Below are 14,466 nucleotides of genomic sequence, written 5' to 3' on the forward strand. Positions count from 1 at the left end.
TTTAAATCTTGGTCCAGACCGCGCCGCTCTTTGCAGAACGTACCACCGCCTCGACAAATTTCATGCCTTTGACACCTTCATCGATCCCCGGGATCAGCATCGATGCCGCATCGGCCTTGCCATTGGTAATCCGCGCGATCAGTTGATCGGCGAAATCGGTATAAAGATTGGCAAAGCCTTCAAGATACCCTTCCGGGTGGCCCGGTGGCACACGCACGCCGCGCAATCCGGTCGATCCGATCCCTGCCCCGCCGCGGGTCATCAGTTCCGGGCGACCGTCAAGCGGGCGGTAATGCAGATGGTTGGGATGTTCCTGCGCCCATTCAATGCCGCCCTTGTCACCATAAACCCGAAGCCTGAGGCCGTTTTCATGGCCAATCGCCACCTGGCTTGCCCAAAGCATCCCGCGCGCACCATTGTCATACCGCATCAAGATCTGGACATTATCGTCAAGCTTGCGGCCCGGCACGATGGCATCGATATCCGCGCACAGTTCCGAAATCTCAAGCCCGGTGACAAAATCGGCAAGGTTATGGGCGTGCGTGCCGATATCGCCCAACGCCCCGCCCATCCCGGCCTTGGCCGGATCGGCACGCCAATGGGCCTGCTTGTTGTCGGTATCCTCGACGCGCGTTGCCATCCAGCCTTGCGGATATTCAACCTGTACTAACCGGATATCGCCAAGCTTGCCATCACGCACCATCTGACGGGCTTCGCGCACCATCGGATAGGCGGTGTAATTGTGTGTCAATGCGAACAGAAGGCCGGTTTCGCGCACCTTGGCCGCCAGCAATTCGGCTTCCTCGACATTCAGGCAAAGCGGCTTGTCACAAATCACGTGAATACCGGCATCCAGCATCGCCATGGCCGCCGGGAAATGCAGGTGGTTTGGCGTGACAATCGCACAGGCATCAATGCCATCCGCGCGCGCCGCTTCCTGTTTGGCCATGTCGGCAAAACTGTCATAGGACCGGTCCGGCGCAATAAACAGTTCCGCCGCCGACGCACGCGCCACATCGGGCTTGGACGACAACGCCCCGGCAACCAGTTCGTAGCGATCATCAAGACGCGCCGCAATGCGATGCACCGCGCCGATAAACGCCCCCTGCCCGCCGCCAACCATGCCAAGGCGGATGCGCCGCGCCGGATTTTTCGTCTCAGTCATGTCAATCTCCGTCCTGATTGGTTTTCTGCTGCCGGACTTAATCAAGCCCCAGCAGGCGACGATTGGTGGCCTCGTCCGTGCCGCCATCGGCGAAATCGTCAAACGCCTTTTCGGTCACGCGGATAATATGATTGCGAATGAAATCGGCCCCTTCGCGCGCGCCGTCTTCGGGATGTTTAAGCGCGCATTCCCATTCCAGCACGGCCCAGCCATCAAAATCAATCGCCGCAAGCTTCGAAAAGATCGCGCCAAAATCAACCTGCCCGTCGCCAAGCGACCGGAACCGCCCGGCACGCCCGACCCAGCTTTGATACCCGGAATAAACGCCCTGCCGCCCGGTCGGATTGAACTCGGCATCCTTGACATGGAACATCTTGATCCGCTCGGCATAGATATCGATGAAATCAAGGTAATCCAACTGCTGCAACACAAAGTGGCTCGGATCATAAAGGATGTTGCACCGCGCGTGGTTTTTAACCCGCTCAAGGAACATCTCGAACGTCACGCCATCAAACAGGTCCTCGCCCGGATGAATTTCGTAACAGACATTGACGCCATTTTCCTCGGCCACATCAAGGATCGGCAGCCAGCGTTTTGCCAGTTCATCAAAGGCTGTTTCAATCAGCCCGGCCGGGCGTTGCGGCCACGGATAGACATAGGGCCACGCAAGTGCGCCTGAAAATGTCGCATGATCGCCAATACCCAGATGGCGTGATGCCCGGATCGCGTCCTTGACCTGATTGACCGCCCATTCCTGGCGCGCCTTCGGGTTGCCGCGCACTTCGGGGGCGGCAAAACCGTCAAACATCTCGTCATAGGCCGGATGAACCGCCACAAGCTGCCCCTGCAGATGGGTCGAAAGCTCGGTAATCTCGACACCATGTTCGGCCAGAATGCCCTTGGCCTCGTCACAGTAATCCTTGCTTTGGGCAGCCTTTTGCACATCGAACAGGCGCTTGTCCCAGCTCGGGATCTGCACCCCCTTATAGCCAAGCGACGCCGCCCAGCGTCCGATATTGGAAAGGCTGTCAAACGGGGCCTCGTCCCCGGCAAACTGGGCAAGGAAAATCGCCGGTCCCTTAAGCGTTTTCATACTGACCTCGTGTGGTTTTTTCCGGGTGGCCCGGATGTCATCTGGTGACGAATGTGATGTAAAATCAAACCCCGCCCGGCCTGTCGTGACAGGGCGGGGTTCCTTCTGCCTGCTCGCGTTTATTCAACAACGCCAATTCGCATCAGAACAGCCGGATCAGAACGGGCTGTCCGGGAAATAGAAGTTCTCGGCATTTTCCTGGGTCACGACGGTCGCACCCAGAATGTAACGGCCTTCGACCGCCGCATTGGAAACGAACTTCATCGCGGTGATGTCCATCGCGGTTGCGATCATCGATGGCGGATACAGAACGTCAATCGGGGTCAGTTCATCACCATCCATCACGCGTTTGATGATGTCCTTCATGCCAGCCCCGCCAACGATGAACAGTTCATCGGTCCGGTCGGCCTGCTTGACGGCTTCGATCACGCCAAGCGCGATGTCATCATCCTGCGCCCAGACAGCATCGATTTCCGGGAAGCGCGACAGGAAATCCTGCATGACTTCATACCCGTCATCACGGTTCCAGTTGGCGTGCTTCATATCAAGGACCTCGATATCCGATCCTTCGATTGCCGTCATGAAACCTTCGACGCGTTCTTCGTCAATCACGGTCGGGATACCGCGCAGGATGACGATCTTGCCTTTGCCATCCAGACGTTCCTTGATGTATTCGCCCGATACACGGCCGAGTTCCGGGTTGTTACCCGCAACATAAACATCCTCGATCCCCGGCAGCGAAAGACCACGGTCAACCACGGTGACAAACTTGCCCGCTTCCTTGACCTGCTGGACCGGCACGGTCAGCGGATCGGATTCAAACGGCAGAACCACCAGTGCATCGATATTCTGAACCGATACCAGATCTTCAAGATCGTTGGCCTGTTCCCCCGCACCATTGGCGGTAACAACAATGATATCCAGGTTCGGATAGGTCGCCTCAAGGCGCTTTTCAGCCTGTTCCGCGTGGTAGTTCAGACCACCGGCCCAGCCATGGGTCGCCGCCGGGATCGAAACCCCGATCTTTACCTTTTCCTGTGCCAGTGCCGTGGTCGATGCCAAGGTCGATGCAAGACCAAGACCCACAACGCAGGCCGCCCCGAGAAACTTTGTAATCGTTTTCATTCAAGCTTCCTCCTGATCAAAAAATGATTCTGTACGTCATCTTGAACCGGACGTTGATCGCCGGTTATTTGCTTTTCTTGCGTCGCCAGTCCCCGCGTTGCAGGAACACGGCAACGATAATGATCAAGCCCTGAACAGCCCCGTTCAGGTAATTGCTGATCGCGTCGGTAAGGTTAAGGATATTGCCAATCGTGGTCAGCATGATCGCCCCGACCACCGTGCCCCAGATACGGCCATAACCGCCCTTAAGCATCGTGCCGCCGATGATCACCGCTGCAATCGCTTCAAGTTCCCAAAGAACACCGGTCGAACTCGATGCCGACCCAAGGCGGGGCACATAAATGATGGTCGCAATCGACACACAAAGCCCCTGAATGACATAGGTCATCGTCTTGACCCGGTCGACATGGATCGCCGAATAACGCGCCACCTGCTCGTTCGAGCCGATGGCAAAACATTTGCGCCCGAACGGCGTCATATTCAGCAACACATAACCCGCCACCGCCACGGCAAGGAACACCAGAACCGGCACCGGAATGCCCAGCAATTCGCCGTAATAAACCGGGCGATAGGTTCCGCGCACCTCGAAATCAAGCGATAGCGTCCCGCCATCGGCCATATAGGTCACAAGCGATCTGTAAATCCCCATCGTGCCAAGGGTGACGATAAATGCCTCGATCTTGCCCTTGGTACTGACCAGCCCGTTGACCGCCCCGGCCCCGATACCAAGAATGACGCTTACCACGATGCCGATCAGAACGGTTTCAAGCCCCGGTCCGAGTGTCTCGACCAGCGTATTCATGACCACGATCATCGCACCGGATATGAACGCCGCCATCGAACCGACCGAAAGGTCAATCCCGCCTGCCGTGATCACAAAGGTCGCCCCCACCGCGATAATGCCGATGAAGGCCGCACGGGTGAAAATATTGGAAAGGTTGCCGCCACTCAGAAAGGCATCATTGATCGCCGTTCCCAGAACAAACAACACAACAAGGGCCATAAACGGGCCAAGCGCCTTGAAATCGATGGAAAAACGGGGCGAGGCACTGGCCTCGCGGCGCTCAAGGCTACTCATGAACAGACACTCCCTCCTGGCCTGAAATTCCTGTCGCGTGCCGCATGATTTCATGTTCGTTGCGGTCGTTTCCTTCAAGAATGCCGGTAATGCGTCCGGCCGCCATGACCGCGATGCGATCTGACAGGCCCAGCATTTCAGGCATTTCCGACGACAGGAGAATGACGGATTTTCCGCGATCGGTCAGATCGCCGATAAAATGGTAAATCTGGCTTTTGGTGCCGATATCGATGCCGCGTGTCGGCTCGTCGATGATCACGATATCCGGGTCGGTTTCCATGACCTTCGCCAGCAACAGCTTCTGCTGATTGCCCCCGGAAAAATCGCCGACCTTGGCCTTGCGGTCCGCCGCCCGGATGTCAAACGCCTCAATCGCCTTTTCAAGGGCGGCTTCTTCCGCCTTGCGATCAACAATCACGCGCCCGAATTTTTCCAGCGCCAGCAAGGTCAGGTTGGGCCGCATATCCATATTCAGCAACAACCCGCTGCCCTTGCGATCCTTGGTCAGATAGGCAATGCCGCTGTTTTTGGCATCCTGCAAACTTGTGATCCGCACCGGCTTGCCATCGCGTTCAATCGTCCCCGACGATCTTTCACGAAGGCCGATGATCGCCTCCATCAGGGCGGTCCGCCCCGCCCCGACAATCCCGGCAAAACCAAGAACCTCGCCCTTGTGCAGGTCAAAGCTCGCGTCGCGCACCTGCCCCGGAACCGAAAGATCGCGCACCGATAAAACAACCGGCGCGCTGGTATCCGATACCCGGTGCGGGAACATCTGTTTGATATCGCGCCCGACCATAAGCCGCGCCATGTCATCCTTGCTAAACCCGGCCACCGGCTCGGTCACGATATGGCGGCCATCGCGCAACACGGTCACACGGTCGGCAATGGCTTTGATTTCATCAAGCTTGTGGGAAATATACAGGATCGCAACACCCTGTTCGCGCAGACGCCGGATCTGATCAAACAGGATCTCGACCTCCCGCCCGGTCAGAACCGCCGTCGGTTCATCCAGGATCAGGATATCGGCCTTTTTGCTCAGCGCCTTGGCGATTTCCACCATCTGGCGATCCGAAACCGAAAGATCGCGAATACGGGTCCGTGGATCGACATCGCATTGCAGTTGATCCAGAAGCCGCTTGGCCTCTGCGCGCATCGCGGTTTTATCAAGGAACCATCCCCGCTTGATCTCACGACCCAGAAAGATGTTTTCTTCAACGGTCAGTTGCTCGGCAAGGTTAAGCTCCTGATGGATCAGGATAACCCCATGCCCCTCGCCCGCCTCGCTATCGGCAAAGCTGACCTCCGCCCCGTCAAGGACAAGCCCGCCTTCGGTGGGTTCGTGATAGCCCGACAGGATTTTAACCAGTGTTGATTTGCCTGCACCGTTTTCGCCCAAAAGCGCATGCACTTCCCCCGCATGCAGATCGATGGAAACATCGAAAAGCACCTGGGCCGGGCCAAAGGACTTGCAAATCTTCCGACCGGACAGGCGTATGTTGCCCTCCGTGCCGGGATTAACGGCATGAACAGCCGCATCCGTCATCTATGTAACCTCCCTAGCGTCGCATTGATGCGATCAACTTTTGATTGCCTCTTGTGTAAACGTTTTCATTATTTATGTAAACCTTTACATTTATCGTGTTGTGATGAAAATCACGTCGGAAATCCGGCCTTCGCACGGGCATCAATGCCGCTGGACAGCGTATCAGCGGCAGAGTAGGAAGAAGCATGATCGAAAAAATCGCGACGATTGAAGATGTTGCCGAACATGCCGGGGTATCCATTGCCACCGTCAGCCGCGCCTTGCACAAACCCCATGTGGTTTCCGAAACCACGCGCGAAAAGGTGCAAACCGCCATCGCCGCGACCGGCTATACCGCCAATGTCATGGCGCGCAACCTGCGGCTCAATCGCTCTGGCATGATCCTTTTGCTCGTACCCGATATCGGAAACCCTTTCTTTTCGGAAATTCTATCAGGGATCGAGCAAGGGGCCAGCAAGGCGGGCTATAACGTCCTGATCGGCGACACCCAGAACGAACCCGAACGCGAAGCAACCTACGCCGCCTATCTGCGCAGCAATCAGGCCGATGCGATGATCCTGCTCAATGGCCGCCTGCCCGCACCGCTGGCCAACACCCCGCGCGGGATCATCCCGCCCGTGGTCATTGCCTGCGAACGCATTCCGGGCTGCAACCTGCCGACCGTGATCATCGACAATGAAAAGGCCGCCTTTAGCGCGACCAAACATCTGCTCGACCTCGGCCACAGCCGCATCGCCCATATCGCCGGCCCCGCCAGCAACATCCTGACGACGGATCGCGTCGCCGGATATCGCCGCGCACTATCAAGCAGCGGCATCGAAGCCAACCCGTCGCTGATCTATAGCGGCGATTTTTCGATTGAATCGGGCATTTCGGCGGCGCGTGCCCTGCTCAAAGACATCAAAAACCGCCCGACGGCGTTTTTCTGCGCGTCGGACGGCATGGCAATCGGCGTCATTGTCGCGGCCAAGGAACTGGGCCTTCGCGTGCCCCACGATGTTTCCGTCGTCGGGTTTGATGATATCCATCTCGCCGCCAATTACGACCCGCCCCTGACAACCGTGCGTCAACCGCGCCGACGTCTGGGTGAACAGGCGATTTCGCTGCTCCTCGCCCGGCTTGATAAAACCGGAACCATCCCGGAACCGGCGGAAAATCCGGTCATTGTGCCGACCGAACTGATCATCCGCCAAAGCACCGGTCCCTGCCCAAATTAATCAGCGATTGGCGATCTTCTGCCATTCCTCGTAAACGGCCCGCGCCCGATCTTCGTGATCGCCACTGTATTTCGGCTGATCGGCGGCAAAGATTTCAAACCGGATGCCGTTTGGATCACGGATGAACAACCGCCGCGATTTCCCGTCATCCTCGTTGTGATAAACCACCTTGTGCTGGAACAAATGGTTCTGCCAGGCAATCACATCGCGCGGCGCATCGCAGCGCAACCCGATATGAAACACGTCATCTGGCATATCGGGATCATCGGGATACGGCCCGGTATCGGCTGGCCAGTCAAAGAATGACAGCCGCGTCCCATCAGAAAGCGCAAAGGTAATCAGCAGATAATCGCTTTTCCACGATGGACTGTAACCGCTTTCGGCATGAACCAGCCGGGCCTTCAGAACACGGGAATAAAAATCATCCGTCGCCGCAAGATCGCGGGTGGGAAAGGCCAAGTGATCGACACTGACGGGTGCAGGCATGGACGCCTCCTCATTTGTCGCTTGGGTGATTGGGGCTCAGGCCCCTAAATCATTATAAAACTTAGTCATCCGATCCCGATGATCAAGGGTCAAACGTCTGGAAACCTGTCATTTTCGACACCCTCAATGGTATCGGCCGCCATTTGGCGCTGTGCGTCAGCCCCCCTGATCGGGCCCGGTCAGCAACCCGCTTTCAACCCGCACCATGGCGCGCTCAAACACCGCCGTATCGTCAAGCGCACGCGACAAAACCAGCGCCCCCTGGATCGATAAAATCGCATCTTCGGCGATATCCGATGCCCGGTCCGCATCATGGCCGATCCGCACAAGCGCCTGCTGCAACGAACTCTGCCAAACCGCAAAATAATCGCGGATTGCGTCGGAAAAACGGTCACGCACATTATCAAGTGCGAATGCGCCAATCAGGCACACCCGCTTTCCCGACCGGAAATAGGTCGCAACCGACCGGCACATTTCCAAAATCGCCGCCCGTGGGTCATCCCCGTCACGCAGCGGTTTATAAACCGCGTCCTCGAACCAGCCATCGATCTCGCGGAGCACTTCGGATGCCATCTGCTCTTTGCCGCCGGGAAAGAAATGATAAAGGCTGCCCTTTCCCAGACCCGTCCGGCTCCCGATCAGTGAAAGGCTCGCCCCTTCATAGCCATACTCGCGGAAAATCTCCGCAAGGACGGGAATAACATCGGAACGCTCCGCGATAATCTTTGGCATGGCTTACTTATAATCCCAGATCGGACAGGCCCGGATGATCCGCCGGGCGCGGCCCCGAACGATCCCAGAAGAATTTGCGATCTTCTTCACGGATCGGCATGTCATTGATGCAGGCAAACCGGCGATGCATCTGGCCATTCTCGGCAAATTCCCAATTCTCGTTGCCATAGGCCCGATACCAGTTCCCCGAATCATCGCGATACTCATAGGCAAAACGCACCGCGATCCGGTTGCCGTCATGCGCCCACAACTCTTTGATCAATCGATATTCAAGCTCCTTGTTCCATTTGCGGGTCAGAAAGGCAATGACCTCCTCGCGGCCATTGGCAAATTCCGCACGGTTCCGCCAGATCGTATCGACCGTATAGGCCAGCGACACCCGCGCCGGATCACAGCTGTTCCAGCCATCTTCGGCCATACGGACTTTCTGGATTGCGGTTTCCCGCGTAAAGGGCGGCAGGGGTTGGCGTAGCTCACTCATCGTCGGCTCCATCAGCTTTACTGTACCAATCGGTAAACAATGTTCCAATCGGTACAAAAAAGCAATCACCAAAATCCCGTTCGGGCTTTTTGGCCCCCGGCCATGCAAAATCCGTGATTTGGTGATATTGTCGGAAATCGGACATGCGCAAAGCCCCGCCGGACCGCGCCAAGTTTCACGAAACGGAAACCTGCATGTGATCGCTGCCTGTTTCCCTATGAAATCAGATGGTTAATGCCGCAAACCCTGCTTTCAACGCCCCGCCAACCGCGCCGATCAACAGGCCACGCGATCATACAATGCGGTCATACTGTTGACCCATGTGCGCGCCGCTGCTATTGGGTCGCGGCGCATGCGATACAGGCACAGAACGCCTTCGCATCGATGGTATGAAATTCGTTGGCGCAAACCGGGCTTGAATGCCGAACCTTGCGGGGAATGTTTGCCGGTCGACGGACGTTTTCCGTGTTGTCTTTTCGGTCCCTGAAAACAGGGCCTTCGGTCGAGGAACCAGAATACGATGCCGCATACGCCTTATTATCTGATCGATAAATCGAAACTGCTGCGCAACATGGAAAAGATCGCCTATGTGCGCGAACATTCCGGCGCAAAGGCCTTGCTGGCATTGAAATGCTTTGCAACCTGGTCGGTCTTCGATTTCATGTCGGACTATATGGATGGCACGACGTCATCGTCGCTGCACGAAGTCAAACTGGGCCGCAAGAAATTCGGCAAGGAAACCCATGCCTATAGCGTGGCCTATGCCGATTCCGAAATCGACGAAGTCATCGAAAATGCCGACAAGATCATCTTCAATTCGATCAGCCAGCTTAACCGCTTTGCCGATGCCGCGTCGGGCATCGTGCGCGGTCTTCGCCTGAACCCGCAGGTTTCAAGTTCCAGCTTCGATCTGGCCGATCCGGCCCGCCCGTTTTCGCGTCTTGGCGAATGGGACGTCACCAAGGTCGAGGCCGTCATGGACCGCATTTCCGGCTTCATGATCCACAATAACTGTGAAAACGCCGATTTCGATCTGTTCGACAAAATGCTGGGCGATATCGAAACCAAGTTCGGCACGCTTCTGTCGCGCGTCGAATGGGTAAGCCTCGGTGGCGGCATTCACTTCACCGGGGACAATTACCCGCTTGATAAATTCTGCGCCCGGCTCAAGGCCTTTTCGGAAAAATACGGTGTTCAGGTTTATCTTGAACCCGGCGAGGCCTCGATCACCAAAAGCACCACCCTTGAGGTCACCGTGCTCGATACGCTGTTCAATGGCAAAAACCTTGCGATTGTCGATAGCTCCATCGAAGCCCACATGCTCGATCTTCTGATCTATCGCGAAACCGCCAAGATCGAGCCGAACACAGGCGATCATGCCTATATGATCTGCGGCAAATCCTGCCTTGCCGGTGACGTTTTTGGCGAATTCAATTTCGAAAACGAGATCAAGGTCGGCGACCGCATTTCCATTCAGGATGCCGCCGGTTACACCATGGTCAAAAAGAACTGGTTCAACGGTGTCGGCATGCCGTCCATCGTGATCAAGGAACTCGACGGCAGCGAACGCGTTATACGTGAGTTCACCTTCGATGATTATGTTTCGAGCCTTTCGTAAAAAGGCGCTTTGGGTTTCATCTATTCGTAAAAAGGGAGTTTTTGGCCCGAAATGAAGAAGAATGTTCTGATTATCGGCGCAGGTGGCGTCGCACAGGTCGTCGCGCACAAATGTGCACAGCATAATGATGTGCTTGGCGATATCCATATTGCGTCGCGTACTGCGGAAAAATGCCAGAAAATCATCGACAGCATTCACGAAAAGAAAAACCTGAAGAATGCCGGCGTCCTCGAAGGCCATGCGCTTGACGCAACCGATATCGATGCCACCGTCGCATTGATCAAGAAAACCGGCTGCGAAATCGTCATCAATGTCGGCTCTGCCTTCATCAACATGCCGGTCATGTCTGCCTGCATCAAGGCGGGCGTTGCCTATCTCGACACCGCCATCCATGAAGAACAGGACAAGATCTGCGAAACCCCGCCATGGTACGCAAATTACGAGTGGAAACGCCGTGAAGAATGCGAAAAGGCCGGTGTCACCGCGATCCTGGGCGTCGGTTTTGATCCGGGCGTGGTCAATGCCTATGCCAAACTCGCGGTCGAGGATTACTTCGACAAGATTGACTCGATTGACATCATCGACATCAATGCCGGCAGCCACGGCAAATATTTTGCCACCAATTTCGACCCGGAAATCAATTTCCGCGAATTCACCGGCACGGTCTATTCCTGGCAGAACAACGCCTGGCAGGAAAACAGGATGTTCGAGGTCAAGAAAATCTGGGACATGCCGGTTGTCGGCGAAAGCCAGACCTTCATGACCGGCCATGACGAAGTCCATTCCCTCTCACAGAATCTGGACGTCCCCAATGTCCGTTTCTGGATGGGCTTTGGCGATCATTACGTCAATGTCTTCACGGTCCTGAACAATATCGGCCTGCTCTCGGAAAAGCCGGTCACAACCGCCGAGGGCCTCGAAGTCGTGCCGCTCAAGGTCGTCAAGGCCTGCCTGCCCGATCCAAGCTCGCTGGCCCCCGACTATACCGGCAAAACCTGCATCGGCGATCTGGTCAAGGGCCGCAAGGATGGCAAGGAAACCGAGGTCCTGATCTATAATGTCGCCGACCACAAGGACGCGTACGAGGAAGTCGGAAGCCAGGGTATTTCCTATACCGCTGGCGTTCCGCCCGTCGCAGCCGCCATGCTGATCGCAACCGGCGAATGGGATGTGAAAAAGATGGCAAATGTTGAAGAACTGCCGTCCAAACCGTTCCTGAACCTTCTGAACGGCATGGGTCTTCCGACCCGCATCAAGGACGCCAATGGCGACCGTGCGCTTGATTTCGCCTAAGCCATAATCCTGATGATCCAAAATACGAACGGCGGGCTTTGATGCCCGCCGTTTTTATTTAAGCGACCCCAGAACCGCGAGGCTCTCATAGCGCTTGATATAGGGCTGATGAAAAACCCGATCCACGAACGCGCTATATTCATCCATATCGGCCACCTGAATGCGCAGGACAAAATCATGCGCCCCGGTCACGTGATGGCATTGCACGACTTCGGGCATTTTGCCGAATTCCTCGCGCATCAGCATATAGCGATCCGGCCGATCACGATCCATGGTCAGCAAAACAATGATCATCATCCGTTTGCCAAATACCTTGGGGGATACCACGGCAACGTCGCGTTCGATAACGCCGCTTTCGCGCAAACGCTGCACCCGGCGAAGACACGCCGCCGATGACAATCCCACCTGTGCCGACAATTCATTTCCCGTCAGGCGACTGTTCTGCTGCAACAGTTCCAGCAGGCGATAGTCGAATTTATCAAGTTCGGTCAAAATGCCCCTGCCCCAAACCCATGGCTTTCAATACGCCCGAAACAATGACCGAACCGGGCCGATAAGAAAAATCGTTTTTACGTAAAATTTGCGGAAATTTCGCACGCTTTTGCGATCTTTGCGCACCGAACTCGCGCAAGGCAGGCTAATTTTTACCTGTGTTCGAAACCGATCTCGAACTCATTAGCAAAAGCAAACTAGCGAGCCAGCATCATGCCAGCACAGATCACGACAAACTCCCTCGTCGCCACCGCCCCCCATGCCGGGCCGACCGCGCACGCGTCGTTCGGCACATTTGTCTGGCGCTGGCTCGTCCTTTCCGTTCAGACGGTTGCGCACCGCCGCAGGATCGCCCGCGATGCCGCATTGCTGCGCGACTATCCCGATTTCATGCTGCGCGATATCGGACTTGACCGCAGTGCTATTGAACAGGCCTGCCAGACCGGCAAACCGGCCAGCAGCAATTAACGCGGACAAAGATCAGGATGGGCGCGGGCAAACGCGTCCATCGCAAGGCACCGTTCGGCAATCTGGTTGACCATCGGAAGGTGGCGTAAATCAACTTCCCACCGCCGCGCATTATAAATCTGCGGGATCAGACAGATATCGGCCATTGATGGACGATCACCGTGGCAAAAGCTGCCCGTGCCCGGATGATCCAGAAGCCGTTCAAACGCTTCAAGCCCCTCGCCGATATATTTCCCCATCCATGCCAGCCGCACCTTGGCCGGGTCTTCGCCGTGGGCCTCGGCCTGTTTCATGACATTGCCGACAACGCCCAGATTACAGACCGGGTGAATATCCATCGCAATCGCATGCGAAAGTGCGCGCACCCGCTGCCGCCCGACCGCGTCCTTCGGCAGGAACACCGCACCCTTTCGGGTTTCATCAAGATATTCGATGATTGCAAGTGACTGGGTCAGCACCAACCCGTCGATCTCAAGGGCGGGCACCAACCCCTGCGGATTACGCTCACGGAAATCAGGCGCTTTATGCGCCCCCGCCACAAGGTCAACCGCAACGGATTGATACGCCATATCCATCAGCGAAAGCGCAATCCGGACCCGATAGCTGGCCGAAGACCGCCAATAATCATACAGGATGACGTCGCTCATGCTTCGTACTTCACAACGCTCTGGTCAATCGCGCCAAAGATCGACTGACCATTGGCATCGCGCATCTCGATCCGGACCTGATCACCAAACTGCATGAACGGGGTTTCCGGTTTGCCGTTTTCAATGGTTTCGATCATGCGGATTTCGGCAATGCAGGAATATCCCGCCCCGCCCTGCGCCACCGGCTTGCCCGGCCCACCGTCAAGCTTGTTCGAAACCGTGCCCGACCCGATGATCGATCCGGCACAAAGCGGGCGGGTTTTCGCGGCATGCGCAATCAGTTGGGCAAAATCAAAGGTCATATCGACCCCGGCATTGGCCCGGCCAAATGGCTTGCCGTTCAGATCAACGCAAAGCGGCAGGTGAACCTTGCCGCCATCCCACGCCTCGCCAAGTTCATCGGGCGTCACCGCAACCGGCGAAAAGGCCGAGGACGGCTTGGACTGGAAAAAGCCAAATCCCTTGGCCAGCTCCCCGGGGATGAGGCCGCGCAACGACACATCATTGACCAGCATGATCAAACGGATCGCATCACGCGCCTGATCAATCGATGCACCCATCGGCACGTCACCCGTGATGACGGCAATCTCGCCTTCCATATCAATGCCCCATGCCGTATCGGCCATGGCGATATCATCACGCGGTCCCAGGAAGCTATCCGAGCCACCCTGATACATCAGCGGATCGGTCCAGAAAGTTTCGGGCATTTCCGCACCGCGCGCCTTGCGCACCAGTTCGACATGGTTGACATAGGCCGACCCATCCGCCCACTGAAACGCACGCGGCAGGGGTGAATGCAGCTTGGTTTCATCAAGCGCGAAACGTTTGGCAATCGTCGATCCGGCGGCGATTTCATCGGCCAGCTCTTTCAGGCGCGGCGCAACATCGTCCCAGTTATCAAGCGCTGCCTGCAATGTCGGCGCAATCGCACTGGCATCGACATATTCGCCAAGGTCTTTGGTCACCAGAACAAGCTGGCCGTCACGGGTGCCGTTTTTAAGGGTTGCGAGTTTCATCGGTTTTAT

The 14,466-nt window shown here is 56.4% G+C and carries 15 protein-coding genes; 4 read left to right on the forward strand and 11 right to left on the reverse strand.

Annotated features, from left to right (window positions below):
* Position 1 precedes the first annotated feature (1 nt).
* From BC440_RS17530 to BC440_RS17550, 5 genes are all read right to left on the reverse strand, one after another.
* Positions 2-1,165 carry a Gfo/Idh/MocA family oxidoreductase gene (locus BC440_RS17530; protein ID WP_071240785.1) on the reverse strand — a complete coding sequence of 388 codons (1,164 nt, stop codon included), beginning with the start codon at positions 1,163-1,165 and terminating at the stop codon, positions 2-4.
* Positions 1,166-1,202: 37 nt separating this feature from the next.
* Positions 1,203-2,258, reverse strand: coding sequence for a sugar phosphate isomerase/epimerase (locus BC440_RS17535; RefSeq protein WP_071240786.1), 1,056 nt, complete (start codon positions 2,256-2,258; stop codon positions 1,203-1,205).
* A gap of 156 nt (positions 2,259-2,414) precedes the next feature.
* Entirely contained in the window at positions 2,415-3,383 is a 969-nt protein-coding gene (locus BC440_RS17540) for an ABC transporter substrate-binding protein (protein ID WP_062949568.1), read from the reverse strand.
* Between the two features lie 64 nt (positions 3,384-3,447).
* Entirely contained in the window at positions 3,448-4,461 is a 1,014-nt protein-coding gene (locus BC440_RS17545; protein WP_037988226.1) for an ABC transporter permease, read from the reverse strand.
* A complete protein-coding gene (locus tag BC440_RS17550; protein ID WP_071240787.1) occupies positions 4,454-6,007 on the reverse strand; it encodes a sugar ABC transporter ATP-binding protein in 1,554 nt (517 codons plus the stop codon). The genes BC440_RS17545 and BC440_RS17550 overlap by 8 nt, the downstream gene beginning before the upstream one ends.
* A gap of 185 nt (positions 6,008-6,192) precedes the next feature.
* Between BC440_RS17550 and BC440_RS17555 the strand changes: the two genes are divergently transcribed.
* Entirely contained in the window at positions 6,193-7,224 is a 1,032-nt protein-coding gene (locus tag BC440_RS17555) for a LacI family DNA-binding transcriptional regulator (RefSeq protein ID WP_071240788.1), read from the forward strand.
* Here BC440_RS17555 and BC440_RS17560 read toward each other — a convergent pair whose 3' ends face one another.
* The 3 genes from BC440_RS17560 to BC440_RS17570 form a co-directional block, all read right to left on the reverse strand.
* Positions 7,225-7,710 carry a VOC family protein gene (locus BC440_RS17560; protein WP_063093097.1) on the reverse strand — a complete coding sequence of 162 codons (486 nt, stop codon included), beginning with the start codon at positions 7,708-7,710 and terminating at the stop codon, positions 7,225-7,227.
* A gap of 156 nt (positions 7,711-7,866) precedes the next feature.
* Positions 7,867-8,442 (reverse strand): TetR/AcrR family transcriptional regulator, encoded by a 576-nt coding sequence (locus tag BC440_RS17565; protein ID WP_071240789.1) that lies wholly within the window; start codon positions 8,440-8,442, stop codon positions 7,867-7,869.
* Between the two features lie 7 nt (positions 8,443-8,449).
* On the reverse strand, positions 8,450-8,923 hold the full coding sequence (locus tag BC440_RS17570; protein WP_037988232.1) for a nuclear transport factor 2 family protein: 474 nt from the start codon (positions 8,921-8,923) through the stop codon (positions 8,450-8,452).
* Between the two features lie 520 nt (positions 8,924-9,443).
* On the opposite strand from BC440_RS17570, the gene BC440_RS17575 reads away from it, so the two are divergent.
* Both BC440_RS17575 and BC440_RS17580 read left to right on the forward strand, forming a co-directional pair.
* Positions 9,444-10,541, forward strand: coding sequence for a carboxynorspermidine decarboxylase (locus tag BC440_RS17575; protein ID WP_071240790.1), 1,098 nt, complete (start codon positions 9,444-9,446; stop codon positions 10,539-10,541).
* Positions 10,542-10,592: 51 nt separating this feature from the next.
* Entirely contained in the window at positions 10,593-11,834 is a 1,242-nt protein-coding gene (locus tag BC440_RS17580; RefSeq protein WP_037988235.1) for a saccharopine dehydrogenase family protein, read from the forward strand.
* Between the two features lie 54 nt (positions 11,835-11,888).
* On the opposite strand, the gene BC440_RS17585 is transcribed toward BC440_RS17580, so the two are convergent.
* On the reverse strand, positions 11,889-12,326 hold the full coding sequence (locus BC440_RS17585) for an Lrp/AsnC family transcriptional regulator (RefSeq protein WP_037988237.1): 438 nt from the start codon (positions 12,324-12,326) through the stop codon (positions 11,889-11,891).
* 213 nt (positions 12,327-12,539) lie between these two features.
* Here BC440_RS17585 and BC440_RS17590 point away from each other — a divergent pair, with 213 nt between their 5' ends.
* Positions 12,540-12,794, forward strand: coding sequence for a hypothetical protein (locus BC440_RS17590; RefSeq protein WP_071240791.1), 255 nt, complete (start codon positions 12,540-12,542; stop codon positions 12,792-12,794).
* Here BC440_RS17590 and maiA read toward each other — a convergent pair.
* Positions 12,791-13,441 carry a maleylacetoacetate isomerase gene (gene maiA, locus BC440_RS17595; protein WP_071240792.1) on the reverse strand — a complete coding sequence of 217 codons (651 nt, stop codon included), beginning with the start codon at positions 13,439-13,441 and terminating at the stop codon, positions 12,791-12,793. The genes BC440_RS17590 and maiA overlap by 4 nt on opposite strands.
* A complete protein-coding gene (locus BC440_RS17600) occupies positions 13,438-14,457 on the reverse strand; it encodes a fumarylacetoacetate hydrolase family protein (protein ID WP_071240793.1) in 1,020 nt (339 codons plus the stop codon). Before BC440_RS17600 ends, maiA begins: the two co-directional genes overlap by 4 nt.
* Positions 14,458-14,466: the final 9 nt, after the last annotated feature.

The organism is Thalassospira sp. MIT1004 (assembly GCF_001858545.1).
GTDB lineage: Bacteria > Pseudomonadota > Alphaproteobacteria > Rhodospirillales > Thalassospiraceae > Thalassospira > Thalassospira xiamenensis.

Excerpts from the sequence above, each read along its gene's own strand:
- BC440_RS17530 (WP_071240785.1), bottom strand. The coding sequence starts at position 1,165 with ATGACTGAGACGAAAAATCCGGCGCGGCGCATCCGCCTTGGCATGGTT.
- BC440_RS17535 (WP_071240786.1), bottom strand. The coding sequence starts at position 2,258 with ATGAAAACGCTTAAGGGACCGGCGATTTTCCTTGCCCAGTTTGCCGGG.
- BC440_RS17540 (WP_062949568.1), bottom strand. The coding sequence starts at position 3,383 with ATGAAAACGATTACAAAGTTTCTCGGGGCGGCCTGCGTTGTGGGTCTT.
- BC440_RS17545 (WP_037988226.1), bottom strand. The coding sequence starts at position 4,461 with ATGAGTAGCCTTGAGCGCCGCGAGGCCAGTGCCTCGCCCCGTTTTTCC.
- BC440_RS17550 (WP_071240787.1), bottom strand. The coding sequence starts at position 6,007 with ATGACGGATGCGGCTGTTCATGCCGTTAATCCCGGCACGGAGGGCAAC.
- BC440_RS17555 (WP_071240788.1), top strand. The coding sequence starts at position 6,193 with ATGATCGAAAAAATCGCGACGATTGAAGATGTTGCCGAACATGCCGGG.
- BC440_RS17560 (WP_063093097.1), bottom strand. The coding sequence starts at position 7,710 with ATGCCTGCACCCGTCAGTGTCGATCACTTGGCCTTTCCCACCCGCGAT.
- BC440_RS17565 (WP_071240789.1), bottom strand. The coding sequence starts at position 8,442 with ATGCCAAAGATTATCGCGGAGCGTTCCGATGTTATTCCCGTCCTTGCG.
- BC440_RS17570 (WP_037988232.1), bottom strand. The coding sequence starts at position 8,923 with ATGAGTGAGCTACGCCAACCCCTGCCGCCCTTTACGCGGGAAACCGCA.
- BC440_RS17575 (WP_071240790.1), top strand. The coding sequence starts at position 9,444 with ATGCCGCATACGCCTTATTATCTGATCGATAAATCGAAACTGCTGCGC.
- BC440_RS17580 (WP_037988235.1), top strand. The coding sequence starts at position 10,593 with ATGAAGAAGAATGTTCTGATTATCGGCGCAGGTGGCGTCGCACAGGTC.
- BC440_RS17590 (WP_071240791.1), top strand. The coding sequence starts at position 12,540 with ATGCCAGCACAGATCACGACAAACTCCCTCGTCGCCACCGCCCCCCAT.
- maiA (WP_071240792.1), bottom strand. The coding sequence starts at position 13,441 with ATGAGCGACGTCATCCTGTATGATTATTGGCGGTCTTCGGCCAGCTAT.
- BC440_RS17600 (WP_071240793.1), bottom strand. The coding sequence starts at position 14,457 with ATGAAACTCGCAACCCTTAAAAACGGCACCCGTGACGGCCAGCTTGTT.